Annotated in this window: 12 protein-coding genes; 4 read left to right on the top strand and 8 right to left on the bottom strand. The window is 46.3% G+C overall.

Going from position 1 to position 11,552, the window contains the following annotated elements:
* Nucleotides 1-269: 269 nt before the first annotated feature.
* The 4 genes from HQM11_19655 to HQM11_19640 form a co-directional block, all read right to left on the bottom strand.
* Nucleotides 270-500 (bottom strand): hypothetical protein, encoded by a 231-nt coding sequence (locus HQM11_19655; protein MBF0353252.1) that lies wholly within the window; start codon nucleotides 498-500, stop codon nucleotides 270-272.
* Between the two features lie 566 nt (nucleotides 501-1,066).
* The gene (locus HQM11_19650; GenBank protein MBF0353251.1) at nucleotides 1,067-2,443 is read right to left on the bottom strand and encodes a sigma 54-interacting transcriptional regulator; all 1,377 of its coding nucleotides are present in this window, start codon (nucleotides 2,441-2,443) and stop codon (nucleotides 1,067-1,069) included.
* Between the two features lie 61 nt (nucleotides 2,444-2,504).
* A complete protein-coding gene (locus HQM11_19645) occupies nucleotides 2,505-2,855 on the bottom strand; it encodes a hypothetical protein (GenBank protein ID MBF0353250.1) in 351 nt (116 codons plus the stop codon).
* A 258-nt stretch (nucleotides 2,856-3,113) separates the two neighbouring features.
* Entirely contained in the window at nucleotides 3,114-4,790 is a 1,677-nt protein-coding gene (locus HQM11_19640; protein ID MBF0353249.1) for a hypothetical protein, read from the bottom strand.
* 130 nt (nucleotides 4,791-4,920) lie between these two features.
* On the opposite strand from HQM11_19640, the gene HQM11_19635 reads away from it, so the two are divergent.
* From HQM11_19635 to HQM11_19625, 3 genes are read left to right on the top strand one after another with little or no spacing between them, the layout of a single operon-like run.
* On the top strand, nucleotides 4,921-5,409 hold the full coding sequence (locus tag HQM11_19635; protein ID MBF0353248.1) for an SH3 domain-containing protein: 489 nt from the start codon (nucleotides 4,921-4,923) through the stop codon (nucleotides 5,407-5,409).
* Nucleotides 5,406-6,236, top strand: coding sequence for a M48 family metalloprotease (locus tag HQM11_19630; GenBank protein ID MBF0353247.1), 831 nt, complete (start codon nucleotides 5,406-5,408; stop codon nucleotides 6,234-6,236). The genes HQM11_19635 and HQM11_19630 overlap by 4 nt, the downstream gene beginning before the upstream one ends.
* Nucleotides 6,214-7,473 carry an aromatic hydrocarbon degradation protein gene (locus tag HQM11_19625; GenBank protein MBF0353246.1) on the top strand — a complete coding sequence of 420 codons (1,260 nt, stop codon included), beginning with the start codon at nucleotides 6,214-6,216 and terminating at the stop codon, nucleotides 7,471-7,473. Before HQM11_19630 ends, HQM11_19625 begins: the two co-directional genes overlap by 23 nt.
* 34 nt (nucleotides 7,474-7,507) lie before the next feature.
* On the opposite strand, the gene HQM11_19620 is transcribed toward HQM11_19625, so the two are convergent.
* The 3 genes from HQM11_19620 to HQM11_19610 all read right to left on the bottom strand — a co-directional run bounded on the left by HQM11_19620 (nucleotide 7,508) and on the right by HQM11_19610 (nucleotide 10,155).
* Nucleotides 7,508-8,029, bottom strand: a complete 522-nt coding sequence (locus tag HQM11_19620; protein ID MBF0353245.1) for a gamma carbonic anhydrase family protein — start codon at nucleotides 8,027-8,029, stop codon at nucleotides 7,508-7,510.
* 62 nt (nucleotides 8,030-8,091) lie between these two features.
* Entirely contained in the window at nucleotides 8,092-8,325 is a 234-nt protein-coding gene (locus tag HQM11_19615; protein MBF0353244.1) for a DUF2283 domain-containing protein, read from the bottom strand.
* 12 nt (nucleotides 8,326-8,337) lie between these two features.
* A complete protein-coding gene (locus tag HQM11_19610; GenBank protein MBF0353243.1) occupies nucleotides 8,338-10,155 on the bottom strand; it encodes a long-chain-acyl-CoA synthetase in 1,818 nt (605 codons plus the stop codon).
* A gap of 98 nt (nucleotides 10,156-10,253) precedes the next feature.
* Here HQM11_19610 and HQM11_19605 point away from each other — a divergent pair, with 98 nt between their 5' ends.
* On the top strand, nucleotides 10,254-11,042 hold the full coding sequence (locus tag HQM11_19605) for an alpha/beta hydrolase (GenBank protein MBF0353242.1): 789 nt from the start codon (nucleotides 10,254-10,256) through the stop codon (nucleotides 11,040-11,042).
* On the opposite strand, the gene HQM11_19600 is transcribed toward HQM11_19605, so the two are convergent.
* A complete protein-coding gene (locus tag HQM11_19600; protein MBF0353241.1) occupies nucleotides 11,017-11,442 on the bottom strand; it encodes a hemerythrin family protein in 426 nt (141 codons plus the stop codon). The genes HQM11_19605 and HQM11_19600 overlap by 26 nt on opposite strands.
* Nucleotides 11,443-11,552 lie beyond the last annotated feature (110 nt).

Here is an 11,552-nt window from a genome sequence, read left to right as displayed (position 1 = left end):
TCTCAGAAGCGGTTGATGGATTGTTTCAGATAAAAATTTGCTTTAATTTTGAAAAAAATAATCGTTCAACACTCCTCTTTATCAACATTAACTTTTAACAAAAAAATGTGTCCAAAGTTAAGCCTGTTTAGAGGTTAGCGAATCATCCCTTGACGAATCGCGTCACCAAATCAGGCTTGCCTCGGCACCGGGGGTGAGCAACCCCCGTGATTTATCATCGAGTCCGGTTTGGGACGAAAAAGTTTTACGTTGTCCATGTCTGTTACCTGTCACTCGGTGGTTTCTTCGGGTTTATCACGCAATAAATAATATCCGGCAACCCCTGCGGCAGTTAACAAACCAATTGGACCCAGCAAAATATTTACGACAGGTCCCAATCCCATACACATTCCAGCGCCCATTCCCGCGCCCATTCCCGCACCCAGACCTGCACCGCCAATTGCGACTCGTCTTCCAACAACACCAATACCTCTTGCCCCTACTATTCTGTGAGCACTCATAACACTACCTCCTTAAGTTATGTTGAAGTTACACGACCTCATCGAAAAACTAGACATTTTCCGATGGTGTAACCTTTTTCTCTTCAACATCTGATTCTGACTTTCTGTCAGTTGCGGGTTTATTTTTAGATAAAAAATACCCTGCCACACCTCCAGCCAGCAACAGGGGAAATGGTCTGAAAATCGACCCGATTCCCCCTCTACGACAAACTCCAGATCCTCTACCAAATCCACGCGGCATACGACTCCTCCTTCAATGATGGTGATTTTCCGTATTTGATGAATCCGGCATCTCATTTCTGATACAAGCATCAGTTCCTTGGGATACCGACTGTCTTCTGAACAAAGAAACTGGAAAATCAATGTTTTGCAATGTCTGCTTTGTTCTTGTATCAACAAAACTGCATCAGATAGACCATTGCTATCAGATGCCGTGCATAAACATCTATATGATAACAAATCAGTATGTTGGAGATTTATCTGAAGTATGGATGGTGGGGGCAATGGTAGCGTGGATGCAACTCTCTTTTATGAAACAGTAGCGCGAATGCAACTGTCAGTGACGTTTACTTAGGACTGTTGTTCTCATCAGGAATAGAAATATTCAGACTTTTGATTTTTCGGTAAAGCGTTGTTTTGTGGATGCCAAGCTCCCGAGCCGCCGCGGCTCTGTTATAGTGATTCCGTTGAAGCGCCTTCAGGATGGATTGTTCTTCAGCGATATGTTTCACAGACTCCATATTCGGGACATCGGCCACAGGTGATTTCAAGCCGGTCAACGTTTTGGGAAGATGCTCCACACTGATCCATTTGGTTGAACACAGCACAAAGGCCCGCTCGATCACATTTTCAAGCTCCCTGATATTACCGGGCCAGTCATGGCTCATGAGCAGTACAAGAACCTCCTCGGTGACCCCGGAAACAGTTTTATTCTGCAAGACGTTGAAGCTCTTGACAAAATGATCCACAAGCGCGGGGATATCCTCCTTGCGCTGTCGAAGAGGAGGAAGTTCTATCGTGATCACATTGAGTCGATAAAACAGATCCTGGCGAAATTCGCCTTTTTGTACCATGGATTCCAGGTCACGATTGGTCGCAACGATAATTCGAGCCTCAGTCTGTACTGAAGTTGTCGCTCCAAGGGGTTCGTAGCAATGCTCCTGCAACACTCTGAGCAATCGAACTTGAAGAGCCGGGCTGATCTCACCGATTTCATCCAGAAACAGAGTTCCATTTTCCGCCAGCGCAAATCGTCCGGGTTTGTCCTTATCTGCTCCGGTAAAGGCTCCTTTTTTATAACCGAACAATTCGGATTCCAACAGTGTATCTGGTATTGCTCCACAATTGACCGCAATGAAAGGGGCTTTGGCATGGGAGCCTAAATTATGAATTGCTCTGGCCAGGAGTTCTTTTCCTGTTCCTGTTTCGCCTTGAATGACCACGGTGCTGGAACTGACTGAGACCGCAGAGGCAAGTTCAAAAACTTTCATCATGGTTGAACTGTGGCTGATCAGATCGCCCAGACTAAACCGGCCTTTGATTTCCTGTTTCAGGGCCTCAATTTCGCTAAGATCTCGAAACGTTTCCGCTCCGCCAATAATTTTACCATTGCTTTCACGCAATACGGCTGTCGAAAGACTAATGGGGATTTTGTCACCCGCAGAATTGACAATATACCCATGTCTATCGACGATCTGTCTATTGCTGTCCATTGTTTGTTTCAAGGCGCATTCTGTTTCACACATGCTGGAGCGAAAGACTTCGGCACAAGACATACCCATGGCGTCTTCACGTGACACTCCAGTAATTTTCTCGGCGGAGCGGTTGAAAAAAGTGATTTTCAATCTATCGTCCACCGTGAAGACACCATCAGAAATGCTCTCTAAAATGCTATCCGTCGGGATATTGATAGCGTTTGGTTGTTTTATGTTTTTCTCAGTCATGAGGATAAACCCGGTTGTGATGTTTTTTGCCTGCTCTTTAATACATTCGCATCAAGTATCATCAGAGATTTAACCGCTCTACCGTGGTGTGATATTCCGCTTTTTTTTGTTTTAGTTTTTCTTCAAGCTCCTGTCGTTTTATGGGGTCTGTTTCCTCTAAACGTTGCTTCTCCAAAAATCGAATGTCCCAATCCAGGCTGTCTAACACCTGTAGTCCAGCCTGTTTTAGTTCTTCAGGTATTTTTTCTGAAGAAGTGCTTTTGACAGACGTCGGATGATCCATCCCGGGGAGTGACTGTTCCTTTGGAGAATTCAATTTTCTGCTCTGGAGAAAAATCTTGCGGAACAGAAGAATCACTAAAAACACCAGAGGAATGAGCCATAAAAATCTAAAGTTCATGAAACCGTGCATAAGTATCCTTCTCCGTGAGTACCAGAATTATAATTCAAGTATTTAGCTGGCCTTGAGTTAAGTAAGTTAGCGGATTCCATTTCTTTTTACAAGATTTGCTACTGACCAGTTACAAGGTTGGCTGGAGGAGATTTTAAACAGATATTCTCAGGTCTGTAGAGACGCGCTATAGCACGTCTCTACGCATTCACAGCAGGAAATGGATTTTTGAAAATTATTTATTTAATTTTTTGAATGATCCTTACTTGATTTTGATGATCAAGGATGGCGTGAAGGTCGAGGCAAAGTGCTATCAAAATCACGGTAGGTTTCTGCATGACATTCCAGACATTTTCCAACCTGCCTGATTTTCTGAATTTCCAGGCTGTTGAAACTCCTGTCACCGGGATTGGTTGCTTTGCCCGGAAGGTCACTTTCGGCAAAAATCCATCCATCAGGCGTTTTCCAATCTTTATTCTGTGGAGACGTTTCCAGTTTTGTAATAATTCCCAGGGCCTGATCATTCTGATGACAGCTTTTGCAGGTGCGGCTGTTTCTTGTCGTATGAGGCGAAATGGCGGCAAACAGATTCCTGCTGATGGTTTTTCCTGTTTCAGGATGTTTAAAGCTTAAATTCATTCCGGGAATAAACGGAATGATTTTTTGATTGTTCCCCACTCCCAACGCTGGCAGACCATGCTTGATGGCCCATGCGTTTTCAAGCCATCGGCCCGGAGTGGGTTTGGCAGAAATATGATCCCATTGGGTTTGATCCGGATCCTGTGAAATGTGGCATCCATAACATTGCGGAACCCATGAACTGTGACAACTGTCACAGGAAAGCCGCTGATGCCGGGTAAAATTATGATGCTTGCCCGTTTTCATCACCGGAACGAGATGCGCTTTTCCTGTAATTTTTGAAGTCAGCACACGTTTCCCTGAGTTTTCGGATACGTGGAACAGGGGGGTCTTATTTTTGGATGTCACAATAAACCTGGACTGAGACAACAACTCAGACTGGTTGTACAACACTGGATACAGTCGTTCCCTTGGAGTCAGGGCTTCCGCAGGTTTCCAGGTTAATTGTGGCGCATGACAGTCTGCGCATTGAATATCCAGTTGCGTCTGAAGAGTGGCGTGTGATTTGCCATCGCCCATCACTTCATCGGCCGTGTGGCAATCAATACAGGCCATTCCTGCCGAACTGTGAACATCTGGTGCCAGTTTTTCCACAAGTCGTCCATCAGGCAGTGTTCCAAAATCAGCCAGTCGTTTTGGATCGAGTTCACTCGTTTCTGCCAATCCCACATAATTGAGAGAAATTCGCCCGGAGCGACTGTGACAGCCAAAACAGCGGTCGTTGTCCACAGCCAGCGATAGTTCAGGATGTTTTCCGGTTCTAACGTTTTTCTGAGAAGCGGCACGGGTCTGCCCTGCCTTGAGATGGCATGCGGCGCATCCGCCACCACGATCCAGCAGGGTTTGCTGATGATGCGACCGTTTATTTCCCAAATGGCAGGACACACACATTTTTCTCAGATAGTCATCAACCCCTTCAGCGGTAAGCTGATCTGGTGAATTCCTGCTTGATGTCTCTTTGCCGTCAAGAATCCTGCGGGTTTTGCTGATCACACCATGCATCGTGTTCATCAACGAAGTTTGGACCACTTTTGCCAAGTCCGCATGACAGCCTGATTTCCCGCAAGTTTGGTCAATCGTGTTCCATTGCCCCGGATAAGCTTCAAGATTGACATGTGCCAGCTCAAGGGTTGTGGCCATCGCATCCCCCAAATGACAGGCAACACAACCAATCGAATCCGGATTATGAAATACAGATAAGTTGATGGTTTCTTTATGGCATGTGAGGCATTTTTCCTGAGCTTGGGCCTGTGTTGCGGATACCCCGAGCATCAGTACGATACCGACAAGGATTCCGGTGTAGTAATCATGTTTCATGGTTTGTGGAACGATAGACTAATAAATTTTTAAAGCTGAATATCTGGACTTTGTGCAGAGCAACGTAATAGATAAATTGGAAGATAGGTATCAAAATATCTGAAATTTTAAAGTTCAACAGGGGGGCCTCATGAAACGTTATTGTCAAGTATTGTCGATTCTGGGAATTTTCTGGTGCGGAATCATCAGCGATCTCAAGGCGGACACGCTGTATGTCCGGAGTTTTAAAGCATTTTTGTTGGAAAAACCACAGGGGAATTCCACAAAAATATTGACGATCACGCAGGGGGCGGCCGTGGAATCACTGGAAACGCAAGGCCTGTGGGTGAAAGTAGCGATTGAGGGAAAGCAGGGCTGGATTTCAAAAATGGTGCTTGCGGCCCAACCACCGACGGGCAAGGTTTCTTTGCTGGATGAAAATTCCGAACTTGCGGACAGCGCACGCCGCAGAGCCTCCAGTTTCAGTAGCACAGCGGCGGCCAGAGGATTGACTGAATCCGGACGGGAACGGATCAATTCCAAAGAAGGAACTGATTTTGACGCCGTGGAACAACTTGAAAAACAGCAGATTGCTGAAGCCGAAGCCATTCAATTTATCGAATTTGAGGAGGCACGATGAAAGTCCGGGCAGGTTTGTTATTGGTGCTGTTGCTGGGATATGGATTGTTGTATGCCGAAGAGGCTCAATCCTTTCGGCAACGGGCATGGCAACAGCAATATGCTTTTTCTGAAAATGATATCCGGGCTGAAATTCAGTTTGGACGGAACCTCGCCGCCCGGATTTTATCACGCTATAAGATGAATCAGGAGGAACGCATGAACCGTTATGTGGCCTTGATGGGTTCCGGACTTGCCGCTCAACTCGGACGAAATGAACTGACCTGGCATTTCGGCGTGCTGGACACCGATGACATCAATGCGTATGCCTGTCCCGGCGGATATGTGTTCATCACGCGGGGAGCAATTCAGAAAATGACCAACGAAGCCGAATTGGCCGGTGTTCTCGCGCATGAAATCGGACACGTCAATTTGCGTCATGTGGTACAGGCTCTGAACATCAAGGGCAAAAATGATTCAACATCCGCCACCTTAGCACAACTGATTGGTGGTAGCACCGAATCGTTTCGTGTTGTCTTTGATCAACTGACAGAGCAGGCTTACAAACTTCTGTTTGAGCAGGGGTTGGAGCAGAAGGATGAATTTGAGGCTGATTCTTATGCGGCACAATCGCTGGTGTCCACCAACTACCAGGTTCAGCCTTATCTGGATTATCTGGAAAAATTAACCCCGGTTTCAGGAAACACTGTGACTGTGCTGAGTAAAACGCATCCGTCCCCCGCACAAAGAGTGTTGAAACTTCAGGAATGGAGTATTGCTGAAAATGTGAATACAACCCCTGGAAAAATCAATCAGAAGCGATTTTATGACACGCTCCATCAACAATAAATTTCCCTGTCAATTCTATTTTGTACTGTTTGTGGGAATCATGCTCTTGCTGGTTCAGGCAGGCAGACTTCACGCAGACGATGTTCATTATAAAAATGTACTGGTGGGCGACCGGGCCGCAACGATGGGCGGCAGTTATGTGGCGATTGCGGACGACGCATCCGGAGGCTATTACAATCCCGCAGGTTTGGTGTATGCGCCCGGAAACAATGTTTCAGGCAGTGCGATTTCGAGGCATTCTTCGGAAACAGTGTATCAGAACACCATTGAAAACCATGACTGGATTCGCAAAAGCGATTCTTCGTTGCCCAACTTTTTTGGTTTTGTTAAAAAATTTGGACATGTAGCCATGGCATTTTCTTATGTGGTGCCTGATATTTTGATTGAGCATCAGGATCAGACCTTCACCCAACTCAACAATCTGGCATCCCCCATCGACCGTTATGTGCTGAATGTGAATCTTCAGGACATAACCACTCAAACCGGATTTTCATGGGCGTATCAGGCGCAACCCTCTTTTTCAGTGGGCCTCAGTCTGTTCCGTCATGAACGCGACTTGCGTTTGCAACAGGATGAGTTTTTGGCATTTTCCAATGGAGATGTGTATTGGAGCCACCAGAATGTTGAATTCAAGGAACGTGGCTATGTGCCTAAACTGGGGATTCAGTTTTCACCTGTTGAACCGTTGACCTTCGGATTGACGTTCAGTAAAACACTCATCACGTCCTCACGCTATAAACCCGCTGTGTCAGAGGCGGTTCTGGAGCCGGCCAGGGATCTCAGCCAGGTGACTTACACACCAATCCCCAGTGATTTTGACAAACGTAAAACACCACTTCAGACGAGTTTGGGAATAGCCTGGTACCCTTCGCCATTCATGCTGTTCACGATGGATATTGATTATTTCACAGCAACTGATGCTGATTTGAATGCTGTCTGGAATTTATCGATGGGGACTGAATATTTTCTGAATGAAGGCCATGCGCTCCGTGCGGGATATTTCACCAACAGAACCAACCAGTTGGCTCCGGACGCGAATACCACCAGCCCTCATGAATATCTGAACATGGAAGGCCTCAGTTTTGGTTATGCTTCCTACACCCATGCGTCATCGTTCACAATCGGGCTGGTTTATTCACTTGGACGTGGAACAGCCCATGTGTTTCAGGGATCAAATGAATCACGCGATCTCACCCGGGAAACCCTCACCATCATGCTGGCCGCCAGTACTTTTTAAGGGGAAAGGGAAAAGGGGAAAGGGAAAAGGGAAATCAGAGAATCTGAAGATGCTCCTGATAAAAAGCACCCCGTTCCATATAAACTTTGGCGGTGCGATAAATGGTGGCCAGGATTGTTTCGTCATAGGTTTTCTTAACTTGTCCGGGAGAACCCACCACCAATGAAAATGGCGGAATCACCGTTTTTTCCAGAATGATGGCACCTGCCCCTACAATGCTTCCCCGGCCAATACGCGCTTCGTTCATGATAATGGCGCCCATGCCGATCAGGCAATCATCTTCAATCACACAACCATGCACCACACAACGATGACCAATTGTGACCCGATTGCCAATGATGAGTGGCTTTCCCGGATCGGCATGGGCCATGGATAAATCCTGGATATTGGTTTCTTCACCAATAGTGATCGGCGCGGTGTCGCCTCTCAACGTGGTGCTGAACCAGACTGAGGATCTGGGACCAATCGTCACATCTCCAATCACGTTGGCATCAGGCGCCACATAGACAGTGGAATCAATCCGGGGAGTCTGCCCCTGCAAGGTGTAAATGCTCATAAAATCCTTTTTTGAGTCAGGGTGACCGGCTGGTCCGCCCCTACCATTTGATGACTGAATACTTATTGTCCAACAGCTTTTTGCTTCAAAATGCCGTGATCCAATTCTAAAGTATAGGACAAAATTGTGTTAATATTAATTTTCTGGGAGGCTTTGAGTATTTCTATGCCTGTAAGTTTCCCATCATTGGTTGTGTCAAGATTTACACCTTCAGTGATTTCAATAACCCCATCAGGGGGTTGATCACTTAGCTGTAAATACAAAGCGTCTATTTCTTCATCGTAATGTACTTTCATTGTTCTATTCCCTTAAAAAGATCGGGAACCGCTCATGATTGCGGCATGTTCTTCTTCAGTGATAGCAACATAGCTTTTTGCTTTTTGAAACAGAACAAACAGGGGATCCGTGACGGTGTGAATATCAAAACCTTCCTTTTTTAATTCCACTTTACGGTGTTTGAAGGTTCCCGTTATTTCAAGTTCTTTCTGGAATCTCAGAAAAACCGGAATCGCATAAGACGGCAATTCACTTTTAAGGTGCTGGTAAAAACCTTTGAGATCAAAGGCTTCCATGGGAACAGAAAGAACAACGGCGACCATGCCGGCCCGGCCAACGCATCCTGGAATTTCCACACCATATACGGTGGATTCCTGGACACCAGCAAACTGATTGATCGCTTCAGATACTTCCGTTGTGGAAACATTCTCTGATTTCCAGCGGAACGTGTCGCCCACCCGATCCACAAACTGGGCATGGCGGAAACCCTGATCTTTCATGAGATCGCCAGTATTGAACCATACATCGCCTTTCTTGAACACATTCCTGAACAGCTTTTTTTCACTGGCGGATTGATCGGTATAACCATCAAACGCGTATCGTTCAGAAACTTCTCCAAGCAACAATCCGGTTCCGCCCCATTTGACCCGACGCATGTAACCTTTGCCATCCCTGACGGGTTCTTCCGTATTGATATCAAATTCCACAATCGCATAGGGCGCAGGACAAAATCCGACGGTGTTTTCCAGCGACAATAGATTGGCAAATGCGATGTTGCCTTCACTGGCACCATAAAATTCGTATATTTCGGCAATATCAAACCGGTTTTTGAAAGTTTTCCAGATATCAGGCCGTAATCCATTGCCCACCATTTTTTTGACCGGGTTTTGCGAATCATGGGGTTGGGGGGCCTGATTGAGCAGGTATCTGCATAATTCACCAATGTAGCAAAAAGCAACGGCATTGAACTTGATCGTATCTTCCCAGAAATGGGACGCGCTGAATTTACGGCGAAGCGCAATGGCGGCACCAGCATAGGTGGTCGCCCCCCAGGCTACAGTCAAGGCTGTGTTGTGATACAAGGGCAACGGGGCATACATGGTATCTCCCGGTTTGAGTTCAAGGCACACACCTCCCAGACCTGAAGCGGCCTTGATCCAGCGGAGATGGCTCATGATGGACGCTTTGGGAAGACCGGTTGTTCCGGAGGTATAGATATAAAAACAGGGATCGCCCAGACAAACATCCCTGAGCTGAGACGGATTGTCAGTCGAAGCTGTTTTTAAAAAGGCTTCAGCCGATAGCATTCCATCAGGACAAGATTCCGTGCCGTGATCCGCGACATGCCACACAGGTTGTTGCTTTGAAAAATCCAGATCTCCACGAATTTCCTGAAAGGCTTCCGTGAGCTCTTCACCGATGAGATACAGGGCAGGATTGCAAAGTTTGAAGCTGTGTGTCAGCACATTTTTCCGTTGATTGGTATTGATCAGACTGGCAATGCCGCCAATTTTCACAATGCCGACAATGCAAAACAGCATTTCAGGCCGATTTTCCATGAGAACCGCCACAGCATCCCCTTTTTTGATGCCAGCGTTGCTCAAGGCGTGGGCATAGCGATTGGATTCTTCATTGAAGGTTTTATGGCTGATGGTCCGGTTTTCAAATTTAATCGCGGGAAACCCGGCATATAAACGGGCGTTTTGTTCTATCAGTTTACCAATCGAATAACGTTCGGTCTTGTTCTTTTTAAGCAGCATTCCTAAACTTCCGGCCAGCACCGGTATTTTTCGTAACGCAAGTTTTGTGCTTTTCTGGATCTGCTCAACTGTTTCAGAATTGATAAACATGCTCCCCCCTTGATCAATTGGATTGTGTTGCAGGTATGGTTTCTTCAAACTCCGTACACAATAAAAAACACGATCGCAAGTTACTAATGGGTTCAACAATGTTCCAAAATCATCAGGACAATCACTCGTTTGACGACATACGCGCTCCGTCTTTGTGGCTGCTGTTGCTGGAAACCAGAATCGTTCCAGAGATGGGCGCCTATTATCTCTGGAAAAAAGCACTGGAAACCTTTGCGCCTCATGGATCACATCCGGTGGTAGTCTTGCCCGGATTTGGAACAACAGACGCATCGACGCTGCCCTTACGCCGTTTATTGATCCGACTGGGCTATGAAGTTTATGGCTGGGATCAGGGACGAAATCTGGGAATGAGGCCACCGTTGAGAAAACGGTTGTTGAAACGCATAGAAAATCTGTCAACCGTTTATGGTAAAAAAGTCAGTCTGGTCGGTCACAGCCTGGGTGGAATTTTTGCGAGGGAACTGGCGAAAGACGCCCCGGAATTTGTCCGGCAGGTCATCACCATGGGTAGCCCGATGAGTGGCCCACCCCAAGCCAACAACATCGAGACGATCTTTCATTTATTCAATCCGCACAACAAAGCCACCGTCAACCTGGAAACCCTGAAAAAACGCCGGATTCCACCGCCAGTACCTTCTACCTCGATTTTCACACGAACGGATGGAATTGTCGCCTGGCAGGGGGCGTGCGAAATGCTCACACCATTGACAGAAAATATTGAAGTCATCGGCAGTCATTCCGGATTATGTTTCAATCCGATGGCCTTGTATGTGGTGGCTGAACGTTTGGCTCAGCCTGAAGGGGAATGGCGTCCATTTGAACGGACCTTGCTTAAAAAAATTATTTTCCCAAATCCTCATCGTTAGTCGAATTCCTCAAATCCCTGATAAATTCACCATATTGACGGTCACTTCCCTTGATATGGTCTTTGAGCCATGATTGAAGAAATTCCACCAGGTCGGGGGATATGTTTTTGTCACGAAGAAAATCCTCATATTCCAGATGAACCTTGTTTCGAAGTGCCTGGTGCTGGATAACATGACTCTGGAGTCCCGGATAATTGTATTGACGCATCAATTCTTCTTCCGCTGTGAAATGATATTCCACATAGCGTTCCAGAAACTTGAACAGATTATTGAGCTGATCCTCAAGTTTTCCTGCCACAGCAAGACTGAAGACCCCGATCATTTTGAACAAATCCCGGTGTTGTGCATCCATTTTTTCATCAAAGACCGTATCTTCCTCAGTCCATAGCAGTTCATTCATAGCGTCTCGATCATTTTGGATTCAATATAAACAGGTAACATCCAGTTCGTTATTCTGAGTGAAGCGAGAACTCCAAACCATTTCAAACAGATAAGTCAGTTTCTTCAGGA

The sequence above is a fragment of the SAR324 cluster bacterium genome (genome assembly GCA_015232315.1).
Classification (GTDB): Bacteria; SAR324; SAR324; order SAR324; family NAC60-12; genus JADFZZ01.
Note: the sequence above shows the minus strand (reverse complement) of the source record. Positions and strands in the feature narration are given on the sequence as shown.